At 71.5% G+C, this 21930-nt stretch carries 19 protein-coding genes; 14 read left to right on the forward strand and 5 right to left on the reverse strand.

All coding sequences use genetic code 11. The features are described from left to right. Positions 1 to 119 precede the first annotated feature (119 nt). Entirely contained in the window at positions 120 to 1190 is a 1071-nt protein-coding gene (gene adhP / locus Q9R08_RS03335) for an alcohol dehydrogenase AdhP (protein ID WP_418001306.1), read from the reverse strand. Between the two features lie 160 nt (positions 1191 to 1350). Here adhP and Q9R08_RS03340 point away from each other — a divergent pair, with 160 nt between their 5' ends. The 4 genes from Q9R08_RS03340 to Q9R08_RS03355 all read left to right on the forward strand — a co-directional run bounded on the left by Q9R08_RS03340 (position 1351) and on the right by Q9R08_RS03355 (position 5232). Next, positions 1351 to 2736: a pyridoxal phosphate-dependent decarboxylase family protein gene (locus Q9R08_RS03340; RefSeq protein WP_308866405.1), complete on the forward strand. Its 1386-nt coding sequence runs from the start codon at positions 1351 to 1353 to the stop codon at positions 2734 to 2736. 111 nt (positions 2737 to 2847) lie between these two features. Beyond that, positions 2848 to 3576 (forward strand): acyl-CoA synthetase, encoded by a 729-nt coding sequence (locus Q9R08_RS03345; RefSeq protein ID WP_308866406.1) that lies wholly within the window; start codon positions 2848 to 2850, stop codon positions 3574 to 3576. Beyond that, positions 3573 to 3917 carry an amino acid transporter gene (locus Q9R08_RS03350; RefSeq protein WP_308866407.1) on the forward strand — a complete coding sequence of 115 codons (345 nt, stop codon included), beginning with the start codon at positions 3573 to 3575 and terminating at the stop codon, positions 3915 to 3917. The genes Q9R08_RS03345 and Q9R08_RS03350 overlap by 4 nt, the downstream gene beginning before the upstream one ends. A gap of 187 nt (positions 3918 to 4104) precedes the next feature. Beyond that, positions 4105 to 5232, forward strand: coding sequence for an LLM class flavin-dependent oxidoreductase (locus Q9R08_RS03355; RefSeq protein WP_308866408.1), 1128 nt, complete (start codon positions 4105 to 4107; stop codon positions 5230 to 5232). Positions 5233 to 5271: 39 nt separating this feature from the next. Here the strand turns inward: Q9R08_RS03355 and purB are convergent, their stop codons facing one another. Continuing rightward, positions 5272 to 6654, reverse strand: a complete 1383-nt coding sequence (gene purB / locus Q9R08_RS03360; protein ID WP_308866409.1) for an adenylosuccinate lyase — start codon at positions 6652 to 6654, stop codon at positions 5272 to 5274. Positions 6655 to 6713: 59 nt separating this feature from the next. Continuing rightward, positions 6714 to 7220, reverse strand: coding sequence for a low molecular weight protein-tyrosine-phosphatase (locus Q9R08_RS03365; protein WP_308866410.1), 507 nt, complete (start codon positions 7218 to 7220; stop codon positions 6714 to 6716). Between the two features lie 166 nt (positions 7221 to 7386). Here Q9R08_RS03365 and Q9R08_RS03370 point away from each other — a divergent pair, with 166 nt between their 5' ends. From Q9R08_RS03370 to Q9R08_RS03380, 3 genes are all read left to right on the forward strand, one after another. After that, complete coding sequence (locus tag Q9R08_RS03370; protein WP_308866412.1) at positions 7387 to 10023, forward strand: ExeM/NucH family extracellular endonuclease; 2637 nt, start codon at positions 7387 to 7389, stop codon at positions 10021 to 10023. Positions 10024 to 10167: 144 nt separating this feature from the next. Further along, on the forward strand, positions 10168 to 10470 hold the full coding sequence (locus Q9R08_RS03375; RefSeq protein ID WP_308866413.1) for a hypothetical protein: 303 nt from the start codon (positions 10168 to 10170) through the stop codon (positions 10468 to 10470). Next, positions 10467 to 12176, forward strand: a complete 1710-nt coding sequence (locus Q9R08_RS03380) for a hypothetical protein (protein ID WP_308866414.1) — start codon at positions 10467 to 10469, stop codon at positions 12174 to 12176. The genes Q9R08_RS03375 and Q9R08_RS03380 overlap by 4 nt, the downstream gene beginning before the upstream one ends. 1 nt (position 12177) lies before the next feature. Here Q9R08_RS03380 and Q9R08_RS03385 read toward each other — a convergent pair whose 3' ends face one another. Next, complete coding sequence (locus Q9R08_RS03385) at positions 12178 to 12567, reverse strand: phage holin family protein (protein WP_308866415.1); 390 nt, start codon at positions 12565 to 12567, stop codon at positions 12178 to 12180. Positions 12568 to 12657: 90 nt separating this feature from the next. Between Q9R08_RS03385 and Q9R08_RS03390 the strand changes: the two genes are divergently transcribed. The 4 genes from Q9R08_RS03390 (at position 12658) to Q9R08_RS03405 (ending at position 17508) form a co-directional block, all read left to right on the forward strand. Next, positions 12658 to 13779: a histidinol-phosphate transaminase gene (locus tag Q9R08_RS03390; RefSeq protein WP_308866416.1), complete on the forward strand. Its 1122-nt coding sequence runs from the start codon at positions 12658 to 12660 to the stop codon at positions 13777 to 13779. A 47-nt stretch (positions 13780 to 13826) separates the two neighbouring features. Then, entirely contained in the window at positions 13827 to 14957 is a 1131-nt protein-coding gene (locus Q9R08_RS03395; RefSeq protein ID WP_308866652.1) for a thiamine pyrophosphate-dependent enzyme, read from the forward strand. Positions 14958 to 15109: 152 nt separating this feature from the next. After that, positions 15110 to 16075 (forward strand): alpha-ketoacid dehydrogenase subunit beta, encoded by a 966-nt coding sequence (locus Q9R08_RS03400; protein ID WP_308866653.1) that lies wholly within the window; start codon positions 15110 to 15112, stop codon positions 16073 to 16075. 53 nt (positions 16076 to 16128) lie between these two features. Continuing rightward, positions 16129 to 17508 (forward strand): dihydrolipoamide acetyltransferase family protein, encoded by a 1380-nt coding sequence (locus Q9R08_RS03405; RefSeq protein WP_308866417.1) that lies wholly within the window; start codon positions 16129 to 16131, stop codon positions 17506 to 17508. Here Q9R08_RS03405 and Q9R08_RS03410 read toward each other — a convergent pair. After that, complete coding sequence (locus Q9R08_RS03410; RefSeq protein WP_308866418.1) at positions 17456 to 18967, reverse strand: glycosyltransferase; 1512 nt, start codon at positions 18965 to 18967, stop codon at positions 17456 to 17458. The genes Q9R08_RS03405 and Q9R08_RS03410 overlap by 53 nt on opposite strands. Positions 18968 to 19112: 145 nt before the next feature. Between Q9R08_RS03410 and Q9R08_RS03415 the strand changes: the two genes are divergently transcribed. Genes Q9R08_RS03415 through Q9R08_RS03425 form a run of 3 tightly spaced genes read left to right on the forward strand, consistent with a single transcriptional unit; the run spans position 19113 to position 21893 of the window. After that, positions 19113 to 20183: a metal ABC transporter solute-binding protein, Zn/Mn family gene (locus Q9R08_RS03415; RefSeq protein WP_308866419.1), complete on the forward strand. Its 1071-nt coding sequence runs from the start codon at positions 19113 to 19115 to the stop codon at positions 20181 to 20183. Between the two features lie 32 nt (positions 20184 to 20215). Next, complete coding sequence (locus tag Q9R08_RS03420) at positions 20216 to 21016, forward strand: metal ABC transporter ATP-binding protein (RefSeq protein ID WP_308866420.1); 801 nt, start codon at positions 20216 to 20218, stop codon at positions 21014 to 21016. A 13-nt stretch (positions 21017 to 21029) separates the two neighbouring features. Continuing rightward, positions 21030 to 21893 carry a metal ABC transporter permease gene (locus Q9R08_RS03425; RefSeq protein ID WP_308866421.1) on the forward strand — a complete coding sequence of 288 codons (864 nt, stop codon included), beginning with the start codon at positions 21030 to 21032 and terminating at the stop codon, positions 21891 to 21893. Positions 21894 to 21930 lie beyond the last annotated feature (37 nt).

The raw sequence follows: 21930 nt of genomic DNA on the forward strand, positions 1-21930 counted from the left end.
TCGGCCGTGCGGCCGCTGCGTCGGCCGCCGGCGACGGGTGCGCACCGAACGGCGCAGGGGCGCGGTATCCGCCCCGCCCCTGCGCCGTGTCGGTCTTGGACTTCGCCGTCGTGACGCCGTCACGCGAACCGCATCACGATGCGGCCGTCGATCTTGCCGTGCTCCATGCGCTCGAAGATGTCATTGATGTCGTCGATCGACTCCACCGCGACGGTGGGGTGGATCTGTCCCCGCGCGTAGAAGTCGAGGGCCTCGATCATGTCCTGGCGGGTGCCGACGATCGAGCCGCGGATCGTGATCGCCCGCAGCACGATGTCGAAGATGTCGGCCGGGAAGTCTCCTGGGGGCAGCCCGTTGAAGACGATGGTCGCGCCGCGGCGGGCGACGCCGAGTGCCTGGCCGAAGGCCTGCGGGTGCACGGCCGTGACGAGCACTCCGTGCGCACCGCCGGTGCGCTCCTGGATGACCGCGGCCGGGTCCTGCGTCAGCGCGTTCACGGTGACCTCGGCGCCGTGCGAGCGCGCCAGCTCGAGCTTGGCGTCGTCGATGTCGACCGCCGCCACGCGCATGCCCATGGCCCGCGCATACTGCACGGCGATGTGGCCCAGCCCGCCGATGCCCGAGATCACGACCCACTCGCCGGGGCGAGCCTCGGTCATCTTGAGACCCTTGTAGACGGTGACGCCCGCGCACAGGATCGGCGCGACCTCGACCGGGTCCGCGCCCTCGGGGATCCGGGCGGCGAAGCGCTCGTCGACGAGCATGTACTCGCCGAAGCTGCCGTCGACCGAATAGCCGCCGTTCTGCTGTTCGGGGCACAGCGTCTCCCACCCGGTGCGGCAGAACTCGCAGACGCCGCAGGCGCTCCACAGCCACGCGTTGCCGACGAGGTCGCCGACCGCGAGTGTGGTGACGCCGTCGCCGAGGGCGACGACGCGGCCGTACCCCTCATGACCCGGAATGAGGTCGCTCTTGGGTGCGACCGGCCAGTCGCCGCGGGCGGCGTGGAGGTCGGTGTGGCACACGCCGGTGGTCAGCACCTTCACCAGCGCCTGGCCGGGACCGGGCGTCGGGATGGGGACGTCTCTCACGTCGAGTGGCCTGTCGGGCGCGGTGACCACGGCTGCGCGCATCGTGCCCGTGGGGATCGCCGCGCCGCGTTCGGCGTGCGCGTCGGTCAGGATCGTCATCGTCATCACTTCCCTGGGGCGGGCGTTCGCCGCCCTCTGCCTTCGACGCTACGCCGCAGCACGTTGCACCACGTTGCAGCGCCGGTCGCGGCATCCACCGTCTTGAATGGCGTCGCGTGCCCCTCTACCGTGAGGTGTCACCCGACCCACAGGAGCGTCCATGACCTCGCCCGCCGCGCCCGACCCGATGCACGCGATCTCGGCCGACACGCGTCACACCGTCGAAGACGTGCTCGAGTACGCACGACGCCGGGCGCTGTACGAGGACGTGCCGCTCGACAAGCCCATGACCCCCCGCGACCTCGAGCGGCTGGCCTCGGGCTCGATCACCCCGGAGGGCATCGGCTCGCGACGCGCGATCGCGCTGTTCGAGAACGTGCTCGCCCCCTCGTGCGTGTCGACGGACCATCCCGGATACCTCTCGTTCATCCCCTCTGCCCCCACGAAGGCGTCCCTGGCGTTCGATGTCGTGGTGTCGGCATCCGCCATCTACGGGGGCTCGTGGATGGAGGGCTCCGGCGCGGTCTACGCCGAGAACGAAGTGCTGCACTGGCTCGCCTCGGAGTTCGGGATGCCGCAGGGCTCGGGCGGCGTGTTCGTCCAGGGCGGCACGATCGGCAACCTCTCGGCGCTGGTGACGGCGCGCGACGCGGCTCGGCGCCGTGCGGCAGACGAGGGGCGCGCGGCGCCGTCGCGCTGGGTCGTCGTCTGCAGCGCGGAGGCCCACTCGTCGATCGCATCGGCTGCTGCCGTCATGGACGTGGACGTCGCGACGGCGGAGGTCGACGCGGACGGGCGCCTGCATGGCGACGCCGTCGCACGGGTGCTCGACGAGCACGGCGACGCGGTGTTCGCCGTCGTGGCCACCGGCGGCACGACGAACTTCGGCATCGTCGACGACATCGCGGGCGTCGGGGCCGTCGCGCGCGAGCGCGGCGTGTGGTTCCACGTCGACGGCGCCTACGGGCTGGCGGCGATGCTCGTGGAGCGCATGCGACCCGCGTTCGCCGGCGTCGGGCTCGCCGACTCGGTCATCGTCGATCCGCACAAGTGGCTGTTCGCACCGTTCGACGCGTGCGCGCTGATCTATCGCGAGCCCGCACTGGCGCTGTCGGCGCACACGCAGAAGGCCGAGTACCTCGACACCCTCACCGGCAAGCCGGACTGGAATCCGTCCGATCTCGCCATCCAGCTCACCCGCCGCGCCCGTGGGCTGCCGATGTGGTTCTCCCTCGCGACCCACGGCACCGAGCAGTACCGCGCGACCATCGAGTACGGCATCGAGCTCGCCCGGCGCATCGCCGATGAGATCGAGGCGCGCGACGGGCTGTCGCTCGTGCGCGACCCCCAGCTGTCGGTCGTGGTGTTCCGCCGCGAGGGCTGGACGCTCGCGGACTACGAGGCATGGTCGGACCGCCTGCTCGAGGAGCAGCATGCGTTCGTCGTCCCGAGCTCCCACGCCGGCGAGCCGGTGCTGCGGTTCGCGATCATCTCGCCGCTCACCACCTTCGAGCTCCTCACCGGCATCCTCGACACCCTCGCCTGACGGGGCGAACGCGGGGGCCTGGAAGGGGTTCAGGATGCTGTCATCCACGACGCACGTAGACTGAAGGCATCCGTTCTCGCTTCTGAGAACCCGCTCCTCCGCAGGATCACCGTGACCTCAGCCGATGCCCGCACGTTCGCCGTGCGCCATGTACAGCTCGCGCGCGCCGCGTTCGCTGCCCTGGCGGCGCTCATGATCACGTTCTCGCCGGATCATTCGGCGGCTGTGGGCAGCGCGGTGTTCAGCGGCTTCGCGATCGCCACCGGGCTGGTGCTGCTGCTCGCGGTCTGGCTGGTCTACCCCGCCGGCCGCCGCTGGCCCGCGGCCGCCCTGGGCGGCATCTCGGTCGCCGCCGGCATGGCGGGTGGCCTGTACCCGCTGCGCACCGTGACCGGCTACTTCGTCATCGTGATCGCCTGGGCTCTGCTCAGCGGCGTCATCGAGCTCATCGCCGGCTGGCGCGGCCTGGCCGGCCGCCGCGAGCGGCGCGAGATCGTGCCCGGGGTCGCCGACGCCCGACCCGCCGCTCTCGCCGGCCCCCGCTCCGAGAGCCGCGACGCCGCCGTCATCGGCGCGATCACGATCCTGCTCGGCATCGCCCTGCTGTTCGTGCAGCCCGCGTACGCGTTGGACTACACGATCGAAGAGGCCCACGCGACCTTCACCCTCACCGGCATCACGATCGGCGTCGGGCTGTTCGGCGGCTACGCGGCGATCGTCGCGGTCTACCTCGGCATCGCCGGCTTCTCGCCGCGCCCGGCCGAGCCGGACACCGCCGAGAGCGTCACGGCGGAGGCACCCGCATCCGCCGACACCACCCCGCAGAAGGACTCCGCGTGAGCCACGACAGCCCCACCCGCCGCGACCTGATGAAGCCCCTGCAGCTGCTCGGGCTGGCCTTCGGCGCCGCTCTGTTCGCGGGAGTGGTGACGCTCTTGTCGATGGGCTTCTTCCAGCAGCGCACCGGCGACGAGGCGCAGCGCGCCGTGGTCACCGCCCTCGTCATCGCCGGAATCAGCTTCATCGCCGTGCTGCTCATCGTCTCGCTCCTTCTCCTCGCGGTCGACCCCGCCCAGGTGACGAAGCAGATCGACCGGCCGGTGCTCTTCGACGACGAGTCCGAGAAGCCGGAGCCCGGCGAGGATCCGGATGCGGCGGCATCCACCGATCCGAAGGCCTGACAGCCCCGGCGGCTGTCGTCTCTGAGCCACCTCCTCTCTCGAGAGCTCAGCCATGCCGCAGGATCCCGCGCCGGCGTGGTCTGAACGCGGCGAACGCGTCACAGTGCGCAACGCCGCGGCAGGCGGCACGCCACCACGGCTAGCCTGAAGCGCCCGCCGCCCTGATGAGCGGGCCGGAAGGGACGCCATGGCCGACGCGACCGCCCGCCCCCGTGGGCCCCTCATCCTCGACTGGTTCCTTCCCCTGACCGGCGACTCGCGCACCGACGTCAGCATGGGAAGCGCCACCATCCACGCGGTCAATCAGCACCTCACGGTCCTGCGCAAGCCCGATGTGCCGTACCTCTCGCAGGTCGCGCAGGCCTCGGAGAATCTCGGCTTCGAGGCGGTGCTCGTGCCGACCGGCACGTGGAACGAGGAGACCTGGACGCTGGCTACGGCGCTGTCGCAGCACACGCGCACGCTCGACTACCTCATCGCCTTCCGGCCCGGGCTGGTGTCGCCCACCCTTCAGGCGCAGATGGCAGCGGCGTTCCAGAGCGTGAGCGGAGAGCGGCTGCGCGTCAACGTGGTGGTCGGCGGAGAGGATGCCGAGCAGCGGCGCTTCGGCGATCACCTGACGCACGATGACCGATATGCGCGGGCGAGCGAGTTCCTCCACCTGGTGCGGCGGCTCTGGACGGGTGAGGAGGTCACGTTCCGGGGCGAGCACTACGACGTCGTCGGCGGGCAGATGCCGCGTTTGGACGCCGTGCCGGAGATCTATCTGGGCGGATCCTCGACGGCCGCGATCGAGGTGGCCGCCGAGTACGCGGACGTCTACCTGACGTGGGGCGAACCGCCCGCACAGGCCGCCGAGAAGATCGGCCGGGTGCGGGATGCCGCCGCGGCTCGCGGCCGGACGCTGCGGTACGGCGTGCGTCACCACGTCATCGCGCGGCGCACGTCCGACGAGGCGTGGCGCATCGCCGACGAGCTCGTGGCCGGACTCGACGCCGAGCTGATCGCCACCCGCCGTGCCGCTTTCGCGGCGTCAGGCTCAGAGGGCCAGCGCCGTCAGCACGCGCTGACGAACGGGGGCACGACGCGCGGCGATCTCGAGGTGCACCCCGGCCTGTGGGCGGGCGTCGGCCTCGTCCGCGGCGGCGCGGGCACCGCGCTCGTGGGCAGCTTCGAGGAGGTCGCCGACCTCATCGAGGAGTACCACGACCACGGCTTCGACGAGTTCGTGCTGTCGGGCTATCCGCACCTCGAAGAGGCGTACTGGTTCGCCGAGGGAGTGCGCCCCGAGCTGGTGCGCCGCGGACTGATCTGACGGGCATCCCGCGCAGCGACCGCACCCGCGATTCCAGAGCTACCCGAGCTCGTCGACCAGCTTCGAGGCGAGCCCGTCGTACGTCGCGGGGGTGAGCGCCAGCAGACGATCCTTCGCCTCGTCGCCGATGTCGAGGCCGCGCACGAACTCCGCGAGCTCGGGTCCGCCGACGCGACGGCCGCGGGTGAGGTCCTTGAGGAGTGCGTAGGGGTCGGTGATCTGGGACCGGCCCGCCGCGATCTCGGCGCGCACGACGGTCTGGATCGCCTCGGCGAGCACCTCCCAGTTGGCGTCGAGGTCGGCCAGCAGCACATCGTCGGCCAGCGAGATCTCGCGGAGCCCGCGCTGCAGGTTGTCGAGCGCGAGCAGCGCGTGCCCGAACGCGACGCCGATGTTGCGCTGCGTCGTCGAGTCGGTCAGGTCGCGCTGCAGGCGGCTCGTCACCAGCGTCTGCGAGAGCGTGGCCAGCAGCCCGCCCGAGATCTCGAGGTTCGCCTCGGCGTTCTCGAACCGGATGGGGTTGATCTTGTGCGGCATCGTCGACGAGCCGGTGGCGCCGGCGACGGGGATCTGCGTGAAGTAGCCGATCGAGATGTAGGTCCAGATGTCGGTCGCCAGATTGTGCAGGATGCCGCCGGCGTGACGCACGCGGTCGTACAGCTCGACCTGCCAGTCGTGCGACTCGATCTGCGTGGTCAGGATGTTGAAGTCGAGGCCGAGGCCCTCGATGAACCCGCGCGAGAGTTCCGGCCAGTCGACCTCGGGAGCGGCCGCGAGGTGCGCCGACCACGTGCCGGTCGCGCCGGAGAACTTCGCGAGGTACTCGCCGCCCTCGATCTGGTCGGCGACGCGCGAGAGGCGCCACGCGAACACCCCGAGCTCCTTGCCCATTGTCGAGGGCGTCGCCGGCTGGCCGTGGGTGCGCGACAGCATCGCGGCGTCGCGGTGGTCCACGGCGAGCTGCGTGAGCGCGGCGATGACGGCCCGGAGCTTCGGCAGCCAGACGCGCTGAACGGCGCGCTGCACGGTGAGCGCGTACGAGGTCGAGTTGATATCCTCGCTGGTGCACGCGAAGTGCGTGAGCTCCGCGACGGCGTCGAGGCCGAGGGCCGACAGCCGGTCGCGCACGAGGTACTCGACAGCCTTGACGTCGTGGCGCGTCACCGCCTCCTTCTCGGCCAGCCAGTCGATCTCGGCCTGCCCGAACTCCAGGTACAGCGCACGCAGGCGCGCCTTGTCGTCGTCCTGCAGCGGCGAGGTGCCGAACAGCGAGCGGTCGGTGAGGGCGATGAGCCACTCCACCTCGACCTCGACGCGGGCGCGGTTCAGACCCGCCTCGGACAGGTACTCGCCCAGTTCGCCGACGGCGGGGCGGTAGCGCCCGTCGAGGGGGCTGAGGGGCTGCGGGGGAAGTGAGGTCACGGTGGCTCCCGTCGGTCTCGGCGAAGACGACCGTCGATCCGGCGTCATGACACCGGAGGTCATGGCACGGGGCGGATGGCGGGTTCTAGTTGCCGGAAGAGCGCCCGGCTCGCACTCTCGATCATACCGAGCACCTCGTCGAACATTCCGGGCCCGGCATAGTACGGGTCGGGCACGTCCAGCGTGGTCGCCGACGGATCGAACGACAGCAGCAGCGCGATCTTGTCGGCGTCGCCCTCCGTGCGCGCCCATCCACGCAGGATCCGCTCGTGGCTGCGATCCAGGGCCACCACGAGGTCGCTGCGCGCGAAGTCGGCGTGCGTGAACTGCCGCGCACGGTGGTGGGCGCCGTCGTAGCCGGCGCGTTCGAGCGCCGCGATGGTGCGCAGGTCGGCCTGCTCGCCCACATGCCAGTCGCCGGTACCGGCGCTGGTCGAGGCCACGCGGGCACCCAGACCGGAGGCATCCGCGAACTCCCGGAACACGACCTCGGCCATCGGCGAGCGGCAGATGTTGCCGGTGCATACGAACACGACGCGGAAGGGAGCCACGTCGGTCGCGGTCATGGGTTCCATTCTGGACCGAGCCGACACCGAACGTTAAGGATCTCTCCTCACGAGGGCTTCCATCGGAGGATGCCGCTCCCCTAGCTTGTGACGAGCGGGGAGGCGACCGGCCTGCCCGCGATCCCCTTGCGCGGTCCACCGACCGCCGTCCTCACGTGGAGGTCCCGTGTCCCCATCACCCCGCAGACTCACCGCCGCCGTAGCGGCCCTCACGCTCGCCGCGGCGGGCGTGGTGGCGTTCGCCGCACCCGCGGCCGCGGCACCCGGAGATCTGCTCATCAGCGAGTACGTCGAGGGCAGCTCGTTCAACAAGGCGATCGAGCTGTACAACCCGTCGACAGCCGCCGTGGATCTCGCCGCGGCCGGCTACTCGTTGAAGCTCTACTTCAACGGCTCCACCACGGCGAGCACGATCCCTCTGACCGGCACAGCCGCCCCGGGGGACGTGTTCGTCCTCGCTCAGCGGAACTCCACGGCGACTCCTGTGGACCCAGCGATCACCGCCCAGGCCGATCAGACCACCACCGCCAGTCTGTGGAACGGCGATGACGCCATCGCGCTGGTCAGGGGCGACGTCGTCGTCGACGTCATCGGCCAGATCGGCGTGGACCCGGGCGCCGAGTGGGGCAGCGGCCTCACGTCGACCGCCGACAACACGCTGCGCCGCAACGTGGCCGTCGTCGTGGGCGACGCCGACGGAACGAACCCGTTCGACCCCGCCCTCGAGTGGACGGGGTACGCGAGCAACACGTTCGACGGCCTGGGTTCGCACGGGACCGACCCCGAACCCGATCCGGATCCCGTCGCCGACTGCGCGGCCACCCCGGTGACCATCGGGTCGGTGCAGGGCTCCGGGGCGGCGTCGCCGATCCCGGGACAGGACGTGCTGATCAAGGGCGTCGTCGTGGGCGACTTCCAGTCCGGCGGCTACGACGGCTACTACGTGCAGGATGCCGGAGACGGCGACTCCGCGACATCCGACGGCATCTTCGTCTACGCGCCGGGTGGTGCTGCGGTGAACGTGGGCGACAACGTCAGCGTCGCGGGCGCGGTGAAGGAGCAGTTCGGCCTCACCGAGATCGTCGCAGCCGACATGGAGGTCTGCTTCGGCGGCGCGACCATCCCCGAGCCGACGCCGCTCACGCTCCCGGCATCCGCCACCCAGCGCGAAGCGCTCGAGGGCATGTACGTGACGCTCCCACAGCAGCTCGCGATCGGCGAGACGTTCGAGTACGGGCGCTTCGGCACGATCACGCTGACCAACGGCCGCCTCGACACTCCCACCGCGGTCGTCGAGCCGGGCGCGGCAGCCGTCGCGCTGGCCGCCGCCAACGTCGAGAACAGCATCACGCTCGACGACGGCCGGGGCACGCAGAACCCCGACCCGGCGATCCACCCCGACGGTGAGGTCTTCACGCTGGCCCACTCGTTCCGCAGCGGCGACCTCGTCCAGAACGCCACCGGCGTGCTGGACTACCGCTTCGACGCGTGGGGCGTGCAGCCGACCGAGGGTGCCGACTTCACCGTCGGCAATCCGCGTCCGGACGTGCCCGACGTGGGCGGCGACCTGAAGATCTCGAGCTTCAACGTGCTGAACTACTTCACCTCGATCGATCCGACCCCGGCCAACTCGGGCGACGACAGCTACTACCGCGGTGCCGACACGGCCGAGGAGTTCCAGCGCCAGCAGGACAAGATCGTCTCGGCGCTCGCCGAGATCGACGCGGACGTCTTCGGACTGCTCGAGATCGAGAACAACGGCACGGCGGTGCAGGCGCTCGCCGACGCACTGAACGCGAAGGTCGGCGCGGGCACGTACGTGCCCGTCACCACCGGCGTCATCGGCACGGATGCCATCACGACGGCGATCATCTACAAGCCCGCGTCGGTTGCACCCGTGGGCGCGCACCTGCTGATGACGAGCGCGGTCGACTCGACCTGGTCGGACGAGCGCAACCGTCCGGGCCTCACCCAGCGGTTCGCCTCCACCGAGACGGGCGAGGAGTTCGTGGTGTCGGTGAACCACCTCAAGTCGAAGGGCTCGGCCTGCGCCGAGAGCCCCGACCTCGGTGACGGGCAGGGCAACTGCAGCGCCGTGCGCACGGCCGCCGCGAAGGCTCTCACGACCTGGCTGAACACAACGGTGGCGCCGGACGGCCGGGCGATCGTGATCGGCGACCTGAACTCGTACGACCACGAGGACTCGATCGACGCGTTCGTCGCGGGCGGCTTCACCGACCTGGAGAAGCAGTTCAACGGCGAGCACGCGTACTCGTACGTGTTCGACGGGCAGCTGGGCTACCTCGACTACGCCCTCGCACAGCCGGCGCTGCTGGCCGATGTGTCGGGCGTGTCGGCGTGGCACATCAACGCCGACGAGCCGAGCCTCATCGACTACGACACGTCGTTCAAGCTCCCGGCGCAGGACGCCCTGTGGGCGCCCGACCCGTACCGCTCGAGCGACCACGACCCGGTCATCGTGGGGCTGAACCTCACCCCGCCGGACACGACTGATCCGACCATCGAGGTGACCGCGGACCCGTCGACCGTGTTCCCGCCGAACGGCAAGATGCGCACGGTCGATTTCACGATCGACGCCGCGGACGACAGCGGCGACGATGTGACGGTCGAGCTCACGGACGTCACGGCGACGGGTTCGTCGAAGGCGGACTGGGAGCAGCTCGACGACGACACCTTCCGTGTCAAAGCGGTCAAGGGCGCGGTGTACCGCTTCACCTGGACCGCGACGGATGCCGCGGGCAACACCGCGACCGACACGGTCGAGGTGGTCGTGGGCAAGTAGGGCTCTCGAGCTCTCGATACCCGGGGGGGCGTCGTTCCGATGCGGAGCGGCGCCCCTCCTCCCCATGCGGCGGCGGGACGCTGTTCTCCACGGACCCCCGCCCCACCCGGTCCGGACCTGTCCGTCGCGGAGCACGATCGACGGGTGACTCTCGTTCCCCCGGTCGCCGATGCGGCGTCTCATCAACTGGCCGAGACCGTGCGCGAGCTCTCACGCCTCCTCGAACGGATCACGGATGCCGCGCTCCTCGCCCGTGGACTCGCCGACGCCGTCGACTGGCAGGCGAAGGCCGCCACGGCCTTCCACGACCGGGCCGCCGCATGGGCGGGCGATGTGTCGGGGCTCACCTGCCTGGCCGAGACCGTACGGCACGACGTCGCCCGCGCCCGCGAGCGCGCAGCGTTCGCGGAGTCCCTTACCGGCGTGCTGCCCGGAGCGGGGCGATGAGCGACCCATCGTCCGCGAACGACCCGCTCACACCCGCCGTCGCCCGCGAGGACGGGTCCGCCGAGAGCGGCCTGCCGGCGGACCCGTCATCCCGGAACGACCTGCTCATGCCCGCCGTCGCCTACGAGGACGGGTCCGCGGGAGGCGGCCTGCCGGCGCCTGAGCTCATCCGCGATCCCGGACGGCTCGGCGCGAGCGAAGGACTCATCGGCCTGTTCGCCGACCACTGGCCGCGTGTCGACGACGGCCTGCAGATCCGCAGCGGCGGCGCGGTGGCGGTGGACACGGCGACCCTGTCCGCGGCGGCCGTGCGCTTCGATGCCGCACGCGAGGAGCTCGCCGCCATCGCCGACCGCGTGCGCGCGCTGCAGGCCGTGCTGCGGACGCTGCCCGCGCACACGGACGACGCCCGGGCGGCGGCCTCCGCCCTCGCCGCGAAGCTGAACGCGGTGCAGGAGGAGTCCCAGGGGATCGCCGGTGCCCTGCGCGAGGCGGCGTACGCATACGAGATGGTGGAGATCCAGGCCGAGCACCGGGCCGCCGTCCTCGCCGGGGAGGGCGCCCGCGCGGACCGCCTCGACGCGCGGATGACCGCGCTGGTCGAGCGGCATCCCGACGCCTGGCGGATGGCGCTCGGCGCGGAGTTCGGGTACGGCGTTCTGTGGCCGTCCGAGCTCGTGCGGCAGGCGACCCACTGGGGCGTGGGTGTGGGCAGCGAGATCAACGACCCCGGCGCCATCGTGGCGGGCGCCGGCTCGGGACTGCTCACCCTGGGCGGCGCAGTGGCCGTCGGCCTGGCAGGCACGGGAAGGCTCCCGCGGGAGGCGCGCCTCTCGGGCGCTGCAGGGCCGGTGACGCTGATCCCGGTGGCGCCGGCAGCGCCTGCCAGTGCAGCGGGGGCTGTCGGGGTCGCAGCCGCCGGCATCGCTGGTGCCGCCGGTGCCGCGGGTGCCGCGGTTACCTCGGGTGCCACCGGTCCGGGCGGTGCCGCCCCTCCGCGCTCGGCGAGCTCGCCGGCCTCGATCGCGCCGCAGAGCCTGGCGGCGGCGACCGCGCGGATTCCGGGTGGGGGCGACTCGCGGGTTCGGATCGAGCGGTACACGATGCCGGACGGCTCCCGACAGTACGCCGTGTACATCGCCGGCATGCAGTCGGGCGCGATGGGCGGCGACGACGCCTGGGACAACGCGTCGAACGTGGAGCTCTACGCGGGGCGGATGTCGGACTCGTACGCCGCCACCGAGGCGGCGCTCGCGGCGGCCGGGGCGCAGCCGGGCGAGGCGATCCACGTGTTCGGGTTCTCGCAGGGGGCGATGATCGGGTCGCACGTGGCACTCGAGGGTCCCTACGACGCCCAGACGCTCGTGTCGCTGGGCTCGCCCGTCGATGCCGACGTCGGACCGGGGACGCTGAGCGTGTCGGTGCGCCACGCCGACGATCCCGTCGCGGGGCTCGCCGGCGGCGGGCATGGTCAGCCCGTCGGCGCGCCAGGCAGCTTCATCGTCGAGCGGGTCTCCGACCCCGACGTCGGGCTCGACGAGGTGGGGCTGCCCGCGCACCGGCTGACGGCGTATGCCGAGACGGCGGCGCTCGTCGACCGCTCGTCCGATCCCCGTGTCGACGGCCTGCGCCACGTGTTCGACGACCTCGCGCGCGCAGACGCCGTCGAGGTCACCGAGTACGGGGCGAAGCGCGATGCGGGCTGAGTCAGTCCTTGCGGGGTCGCAGGATGATGCCGAAGATCCAGTTGATGAGGGTGATGATGACCGCCGCGACGACGCCCCACCAGAAGTCCTCGACCCGCAGGCCCCAGTTCCACCAGTGCGTGAGCCATGCCGTGAGCCACAGCAGGAACGCGTTGATGAGCAGGCCGATCAGCCCCAGCGTCAGGATGTAGAGCGGGAACGCCAGCACCTTGATGACGGTGCCGATGATCGTGTTCACGAGGGCGAAGATCGCCGCGACGATGAGCAGCGTCAGCACCAGCTGAAGCGTCTCGCCCGGCGGGAACGCCACGACGGTGACCTGGAGCGCCGGGATCAGGGTGACGACCCAGATCGCGAACGCGTTGATGACGACGCGGATGAGGAAGCCCATAGTCCGCCCAGTCTTCCACGCCCCTCGGTCCCGGCCAATGAGAATCACGGCCCGAGACGCGGCCCGGCTCCCGCTCGTAGACTCGGGACCGTGACCGACGCTCCCGAGATCCCCGTCCGCGTGCGCCCCGAGGTCGCCGCGCTGCCGCCGTACAAGCAGGGCCGGCAGGCCGGCGCCGAGGCGTTCAAGCTGTCGAGCAACGAGAACCCGTTCGACCCGCTGCCGGGCGTGCTCGAGCGCGTCCAGGCCGCGACGGCGCTCAACAGGTATCCGGACGCCAGTGCCGCGCGGCTGCGCGAGCGCCTCGCCGAGCGCTTCGCCGTCGATGTCGACGCGATCCACGTCGGCGCCGGCAGCGTCTCGATCCTCGCCCAGCTCGTGCTGGCGACATCGGGCCCCGGCGACGAGGTCATCTACGCGTGGCGCTCGTTCGAGGCCTATCCCTGGCTCGCGGTCGTCGCCGGCGCCACCGCCGTGCAGGTGCCGCTGGCCACGGGGGCCCGCCACGACCTCGACGCGATGGCGGCCGCCATCACCGAGCGCACGCGCGCCATCATCGTGTGCAGCCCCAACAACCCGACCGGCCCCATCGTCACCCAGGCCGAGTTCGACGGGTTCGTCGCCCGCGTGCCCGCCGACGTGCTGGTGATCCTCGACGAGGCGTACTCCGAGTTCGTCACCGACCCCGACGCCGTCGACGGCGCCCGGGTGCTCGCGAGCGGCGGACATGCCAACGTCGTGGTGCTCCGCACCTTCTCGAAGGCCTACGGGCTCGCAGCCCTCCGGGTCGGCTACGCCGTCGGCCATCCGCGCGTCCTCGACGCGGCCCGCAGCACCGCGATCCCGCTGTCCGTCACCGCCCACGCCGAGGAGGCCGCGCTCGCGAGCCTCGACGCCGAGACCGAGCTGCTGGAGCGCGTCCGCGTGATCGCCGAGCGTCGCGACCGGCTCGCGGACGGCCTCCGCCAGGCAGGCTGGAACGTCCCGGAGGCGCAGGGCAATTTCGTGTGGCTGCCCGCCGGTGCCGAGACCGCGGCCTTCGCCGCCGCCTTCGAGGAAGCGGGCCTGATCGTGCGTCCGTTCGCCGGCGACGGCATCCGGATCTCCGTCGGCGAAGAGGAATCTGTCGAGAAGGTCCTAGGGATCGCAGCATCCGTTGTGAAGAACCTCCCGGAAGGGCACCCAGGAGTGCGGGCTAGCGTAGAACGGTGACCCCGCCTGAAGACTTGGTGACGACTGGCGCCACGGCACCTTCGGAAATCACCGTGCCCGAAGACCCCGCACTGATCCGCTTCCTGGAAGCGGACGGCACTTTCGCCCCGACCCCCGCCGCCGAGCGATACCGCACCGCGGTCGACGCGCTGAGCGACGCCGACCTCGAGACGTTCTACCGCGACATGGCCGTCATCCGCGCGTTCGACGTGCAGGCGACGAACCTCCAGCGTCAGGGACAGCTCGCCCTCTGGCCGCCGAGCTACGGCCAGGAGGCCGCACAGGTCGGCTCCGCCCGGGCGGCCCGGCCGCAGGACCACATCTTCCCGTCCTACCGCGAGCACGTCGTGACGAAGATCCGCGGCGTCGACCCGATCGACATCATCCGCGTGATGCGCGGACTGACGCACGGCGGGTGGGACCCGACGGACCCGAAGAACGGCAACACCCACATCTACACGCTCGTCCTCGGCTCGCAGACGCTGCACGCGACCGGGTTCGGCATGGGGCTGGTCTTCGACGACCGGTGCGGCACCGGCGACCCCGACCGCGACGAGGCCGTCATCGTCTACTACGGCGACGGCGCGTCGAGCCAGGGCGACGTGCACGAGGCGATGGTCTTCGCCGCGAGCTATCAGACCCCCGAGGTCTTCTTCCTGCAGAACAACCAGTGGGCCATCTCGGTGCCCGTCTCGACCCAGTCGCGCTCGCCGCTGTACAAGCGCGGCGAGGGGTACGGGATGCCCAGCGCACTGATCGACGGCAACGACGTCCTCGCGAGCTGGGCCGTCACGCGAGCGGCGCTCGACGAGGCGCGCGCGGGCCGCGGACCGCAGGCCATCGAGGCCATGACCTACCGGCTCGGCGCGCACACGACGAGCGACGACCCCACGAAGTACCGGCCGTCCAGCGAGGAGGAGGCGTGGCGCCGCCGCGATCCGCTCGCGCGCATGAAGGCCTTCCTGCTCGCGCGGGGCGCGTCGGAGTCGTTCTTCGCCGACGTGGATGCCGAGGCGGACGCTCTCGCCGACGACATCCGCACCCGCACCAACGCGCTGGGCGGACTCGAGCGTGACGACATGTTCGCGCACGTGTACTCGGAGCCCCATCCGCTCATGGACGAGCAGCGGCAGTGGCTCGCCGGATACGAAGCATCGTTCGAGGGAGGCGCATCGTGACCGTGCTTCGACCGGCTCAGCAGCCGGGAACCGACCAACAGCCGGGAGCGGCTCCGCAGGCGGGCGCCGCCCCGCAGCCGGTGGCGGCCGAGGCCGGATCCGCGGGCACCAGCGCGCCCGTGACGGCGGAGGCGGCGGCCGCGATCGCGACGATGCCGCTCAGCCGCGCCATCAACGCCGGTCTGCGGGCGTCTCTGGCCGGCAGCGACCGTGTGCTGCTCATGGGCGAGGACATCGGCAAGCTCGGTGGCGTCTTCCGCATCACCGAGGGGCTGCAGGCCGAGTTCGGCGAGCGCCGCGTGATCGACAGCCCGCTCGCCGAGTCCGGACTCGTCGGCACCGCGATCGGCCTGGCGCTCGCCGGATTCCGTCCCGTGGTCGAGATCCAGTTCGACGGGTTCGTCTTCCCCGCGTTCGACCAGATCACCTCGCAGCTCGCAAAGATCACGAACCGCCTCGAGGGCGCGGTGCAGATGCCCGTCGTGATCCGCATCCCGTACGGCGGACACATCGGCGCCATCGAGCACCACCAGGAGAGCCCGGAGGCGTACTTCACGCACACACCGGGCCTCCGGGTCGTCAGCCCCTCGACGCCGAACGACGGGTACTGGATGATCCAGGACGCGATCGCCTCGGCCGACCCCGTCATCTTCCTCGAGCCGAAGAGCAAGTACTGGCAGAAGGGCGAGGTCGACACCTCCGCCCGCGCCCTGCCGCTCCACGCGTCGCGCATCGTCCGCCGCGGCACCGACGTCACCCTCGTCGGTCACGGCGCCATGGTCACGACGATGCTGCAGGCCGCCGTGCTCGCCGAGGCCGAGGGCACCAGCATCGAGGTCGTCGACCTGCGCTCGTTGTCGCCCGTCGACTACGGCCCGATCCTCGAATCGGTGCGCCGCACCGGCCGCATGGTCTATGCGCAGGAGGCCCCGGGCTTCACGTCGCTCGGCTCGGAGGTCGCCGCGACCGTGATGGAGCGCGCGTTCTACGCTCTCGAGGCCCCCGTGCTCCGCGTGTCGGGCTTCGACGCTCCCTTCCCTCCGGCCAAGCTCGAAGGCGTCTTCCTGCCCGACGCCGACCGCATCCTCGAGGCCGTCGACCGGTCCCTCGCCTACTGATCCGTGCGTCCCTGTTTCCCGCACCGGTCGGGCGGCGCTCGAAAGGACAAGACATGAGCACCCAGACGTTCGTTCTCCCCGATGTCGGCGAAGGCCTCACCGAAGCCGAGATCGTGCAGTGGCGCGTCGGCCCGGGCGACAGCGTCGCCGTCAACGACGTGCTCGTCGAGATCGAGACCGCCAAGTCACTGGTCGAGCTGCCCTCGCCGTTCGCCGGCACCGTCGGCGAACTGCTCGCCGCTGAGGGGGCGACGGTGAACGTCGGCACGGCGATCATCACGATCGCCTCCGCCACGGATGCCGCACCCCCGGCCACGGTCGGACAGTCCGAGCACGGACAGCCCGCCGAGCCGGCCGAGGGCGAGGGAGCGGTGCTCGTCGGGTACGGCACCGGCGGGCAGGTGCAGTCACGGCGGCGCAAGGCCGCCGTTCCCGCAGCGGAGCGCGTCGCGGCATCCGTCGGCATCATCGCCAAGCCGCCCATCCGCAAGCTCGCGCGCGACCTCGGGGTGGAGCTGTCGGCCGTGGCGCCGAGCGGACCCGCCGGCGAGGTCACCCGCGAGGATGTCGTGCGGCACGCGTCGCAGGCCAGCGTGTTCCGCAACATCGAGACGCCCGAGTGGGGCGACGTGCGGGAGGAGACCATTCCGGTCGCCGCGTCGGCGCCGGCGGAGCGGTCGACGCCCGGCCCCGCCGAGGTCGCACCGTCGACGCCCGCCCCCGACGCCGCCGGTCGCGAGGAGACCATCGCCGTCCGCGGTGTGCGCAAGGCCACCTCGTCGGCGATGGTGCAGTCGGCGTACTCGGCCCCGCATGTCTCGGTGTGGACCGATGTCGACGCCACCCGCACGATGGAGCTCGTCAAGCGTCTCAAGACCTCGCCGGACTTCGCCGACACGAAGGTCTCGCCGCTCTTGATCATGGCGCGCGCGGTGATCTGGGCGGCGCGGCGCACGCCCATGGTCAACGCCGCATGGGTCGACGCCGAAGGCGGCGCCGAGATCCGCGTGCGACGGTACGTCAACCTCGGCATCGCCGCGGCGACGCCGCGCGGCCTCCTGGTGCCGAACATCAAGGACGCGCAGGACCTGTCGATGCGGGAGCTGGCCCGGGCGCTCGAGAAGCTCACGCTGACGGCACGCGAGGGCAAGACCACCCCGGCCGACCAGCACGGCGGCACGATCACGATCACCAACATCGGCGTCTTCGGCATGGACGCCGGAACCCCGATCATCAACCCCGGCGAGGCCGGCATCGTGGCGCTCGGAACGATCCGGCAGAAGCCGTGGGTCGTCGACGGCGAGGTCCGGCCGCGCTGGGTGACCACCGTTGCCGGGTCGTTCGATCACCGCGTGGTCGACGGCGACGGGATGTCGCGCTTCATCGCCGATGTGGCGTCGATCCTCGAAGAGCCCGCACTGCTCCTCGACTGACCCGCACGGCGCGGCCCACCGCGCGGCGCAGGATCGACCGGCGGGTGCGGCGCTCGGTCTCGGCGTGCCGGTCGACCGCGGCCTGCTGCACCTCCGCCCAGCGTGCCAGCACCGCTTCGTCGCTGTAGCCCTGAGCCACGCGCCGCGCGTTCCGCCGCACCGCGGCGTACGCGTCGTCGCCGAGCCCGCACAGCGCGGTGAGCGCTGCCGCCGCAGCGTCGATGTCGCCGTCGGGAACGAGGTGACCCGTGCGCCCGCTGCGGATGACTTCGGCCGGACCGTACGGGATGTCGTACGCCACCGGCACGCAGCCGGAGCCCATCGCTTCGAGGAGCGAGAGCGACTCGCCCTCGGACCTGCTGGTCAGGAGCGTCCAGGCGCCGCGGGCGAAGTGCCCGGCGGCGTTCGGCAGGTAGCCCGAGAACCGCACGGCGTCAGCGAGTCCGAGCCGCACCGCCTCCTTCTCGAGGCGCGGCCGCGCCGGTCCGTCGCCGACGATCTCTGCGGTGACCGGCACCCCGCCCGCACGGACGCGCACGATGACCTCGAGGGCGTGGTCGACCCGCTTGAGGCTGCTGAGGCGGCACGCGATCACCCCGTGGAGGCGGTCGGGCGGCAGTTCCGGCATCCGCTCCGGCACGGTCACCGCATTGTGCACGACGTGCAGGCCTCCGGTGTCACCGAGCTGCGCGATGGCGGCGGCCTGCTGACGCTCGGTGAGGAAGCCGACCGCGTCCCAGCGATCGAGGTGCTCGAACAGCTCGCGCCGCGACGCCGTCAGACGGCCTGCGCCGTCGTGGTGCGCGCCGTGCACCAGGTGGATGCGGGTGACATGCGCGCGACGGTAGTGCTGCAGCGACCGGGCGGCGACCTTGCTGTCGACGACCGCCACCGTCGGCTCGCCCGCGATGACGGCGTCGAGCCAGGCGAAGCGGAAGCGCCGCAGCGACGGCCAGCTCGCGGTCGGGCGACCGTGGGCGTCGAACGCGGTCACGGCGCGGGTCGGGGCATCCGGATGCGGCAGCTCCTCGAGCACCGCGAGGCTGCCGTCGACTCTGAGGTGCTCTACGCGCGTGACGACGCCATCGTCGATCCAGCGCCGCGTCGAGCCGGTCGCGGCGGTGTCCACGTCGTCTGGGGGGCGGCCGGTGAAGTCTGTCGCCGCGCGGCCGGACGGCGGTGTCCTGGAGGTGCGGATGCCGGCACGGAAGTCCTCGTAGATGTTGCGGAGCCCGACCCCGCCCGCGAGCTCGCCGCGCTCCTCGAGGAGGGCGCGGACCGCCGGATAGTCGGGCCGTGGGTCGAACGTCACGACGTCGACGGTGGCACCGGCGCGGGCGAACAGTCGCGAACGGTGGAGCAGGGCCGCCGTCATGCCGCCGTAGCGATCCGGGATGCCCCATGTCACCGCGAGCTGCCGCCGGCAGGGCAGTGCGGCGAAGAGGGCGGCATCGGACATGCCGGCCACGGTAAGTCGGCTCCCGCGTCGGTCCGCCGGGGTTGACGGGGCGGACGCCGGAAGCTACCTCGCCTCGCCCCGCGCCGCATTCCGCGGGAAGACCGAAGATTTGAGAACGATTCTCATTAGCGTTAGAGTCGCTGACATGACCTGGTTGCGACACTCCCTGCCTGTGCTCGGCCTGACGGCGGCATCCGCCCTCGTCCTCGCGGGATGCGCGGGCACCGCAGCTGGCGAGGACGCCGCCGACGACGGCCGGCTCTCGGTCGTCGCGTCGACCAACGTCTACGGGCAGATCGCCGCCGAGGTCGGCGGTGACCTGGTCGACGTCACCTCCATCGTCACCAACGAGTCGCAAGACCCGCATTCGTTCGAGCCCAGCGCCCGGGACCAGCTCGCGGTGTCGAAGGCCGACCTCGTCATCGAGAACGGCGGCGGCTACGACGCCTTCGTCGACGCGCTCATCGAGTCCAGCGGCACGGACGCCCCGGTCATCACCGCTGTCGAGTACTCGCACGACTGGCCCGACAACCCCGGGCACGCCGACCCGCCCGCCGCGGACGAGGCCGACACCGAAGAGACGGATGCCGCGCCCGACGACACCGCCACCGACGACACCGCCACCGAAGGCGGCGACGACCACGCCGACGAGGCGGACCACGAGCACGACCACGACCACGACCATGTCGAGGGCTTCAACGAGCACCTCTGGTACGACCCGCACACCATCGCGCACGTCGCCTCCGCAATCGCCGACGAGCTGGGTCGGCTGAGCCCGGACGACGCCGACACGTTCATCGCAAACGCCGAGGCCTTCGGCACCGAGGTCGAGAAGCTCGAGGCCTCGCTCGGCGACATCGGCGCTGCGCATGGCGGCGAGAAGGTCTTCGTGACCGAGCCGGTGCCGGTGTACCTCACCGATGCCGCCGGACTCGAGAATGCGACCCCCGAGGCGTTCAGCGAGGCGGTCGAAGAGGGGCAGGACGTCGCACCCGCGACCCTCCTCGAATCCCTGGCGCTCGTGCGCGACGGCGGAGTGAGCGTCGTCATCACGAACACGCAGACCGGTGGGGCGGAGACGCAGGAGATCGTCGGCGAGGCCGACGGCCTCGGCATCCCGGTGATCGCGTTTTCGGAAACGCTTCCCGAGGGGGAGACTTACATCTCGTGGATGCAGGCGAACATCGAGGCGCTGAGTACGGCGCTGCAGGCGTGACACCGGCGTCGGCGCTCCGCGACGGGCGGGTGGTGCTGAGCATCAGGGACGCCGCGCTGCAGCGCGGGGACCGCGAGCTCTGGGCCGGCCTCGACCTCGACGTGCGCGCCGGAGAGCTGGTGGCCGTGCTCGGACCCAGCGGGTCGGGCAAGACGACGCTGCTGCGGGCGATCCTCGGCCTCGAGCCGCTCTCCCGCGGCGAGATCACCGTCGAGGGTGCGCCGGTCGAGAGCCACGGCAACCGCCGCATCGGCTACATCCCGCAGGCGCGGCCTCTGCCGCGCGACACCTCGCTGCGGGGCCGCGACCTCGTGACCCTCGGTGTCGACGGCCATCGTTTCGGACTGCCGATCCCGCGCCGCGGCGATCGCGCCCGCGTCGACGCCCTCATCGACGCCGTCGGGGCGCGCGAATTCGCCGACCGGCCGGTCGGGCAGCTGTCGGGCGGTGAGCAGCAGCGCCTGCGCGCCGGCCAGGCGCTCGCCGACGACCCGCCGCTGCTGCTCTGCGACGAGCCGCTCACGAGCCTCGACCTCGCGAACCAGCAGGCCGTCATCGGCCTCATCGACCGGCATCGCCGCGAGAAGGACGCCGCAGTCGTGCTTGTGACGCACGACATCAACCCGCTCCTGGGCAAGGTCGACCGCATCCTGTACATCGCGAACGGCCGCTTCACGCTGGGGACGCCGCAGGAGGTGCTCCGCTCCGACGTGCTCACCGCGCTCTACGGCGCGCACGTGTTCGTGCTGCGCGCCGGCGACCGGCTCGTGGTGGTCGGGGCACCCGACGCCGAGGCGTCGCACCACCACCACGAGGGCGCGGTGCACGAATGAGCGGAGGCGCCGCGTGAACTGGAACGACATCGCGGACGCGATGTTCGGCGGCCTGCCGTACTACGGCGAGATCCTCGCCCTGGTGTCGAACTCCGTGTGGGCGGGAGCGGTGCTGGGGCTCGTCGGCGGGCTGGTGGGCGTGTTCGTCATCCAGCGCGACATGGCGTTCGCCGTCCACGGCATCAGCGAGCTGTCGTTCGCCGGCGCTGCGGCTGCGCTGCTCATCGGCTGGGACGTCGTGACGGGATCGATCATCGGCTCGCTCGTCGCGGCCGCGATCATCGGCGTGCTGGGTGCGAAGGCGCGCGACCGCAACTCGATCATCGGCGTGCTGATGCCGTTCGGACTGGGTCTCGGCATCCTGTTCCTCTCGCTCTACGACGGGCGCAGCGCCAACCGGTTCAGCCTGCTCACCGGCCAGATCGTGTCGGTGCAGACGGGGCAGCTCGGCTGGCTGATCGGCATCGGCGCGATCGTGCTGGTCGGCGTGCTGCTCATCTGGCGTCCGCTGCGGTTCGACTCGCTGGACCCGCAGTCGGCGGCGGCGCGGGGCGTGCCGACCACGGCGGTCTCGCTCGCCTTCATGCTGCTTCTCGGGCTCATCGTGGCCGTCGCGGTGCACATCATCGGCGCGCTGCTGGTGATGGCCCTCCTCGTCACCCCCGCCGCCGCGGCGGTGAGGATCGCCTCGGGCCCGCTGTCGGTGCCGCTGCTGTCGGCGCTGTTCGGCTTCGTGTCGGCGGTCGGCGGCATCCTGCTCGCGATCATGGGGACGCTGCCCGTGAGCCCGTACATCACGACCATCTCTTTCGCGATCTACGTGGTGTGCCGGGTGATCGGCGTTCGCCGCGACCGCGTCACGCGGGCGACAGCATGATCGCGGGAGGCGCCCGGCCGACGTCCAGGACCCGTCG

Origin of the sequence: Microbacterium psychrotolerans, assembly GCF_031085295.1 — a bacterium.
Classification (GTDB): Bacteria; Actinomycetota; Actinomycetes; order Actinomycetales; family Microbacteriaceae; genus Microbacterium; species Microbacterium psychrotolerans.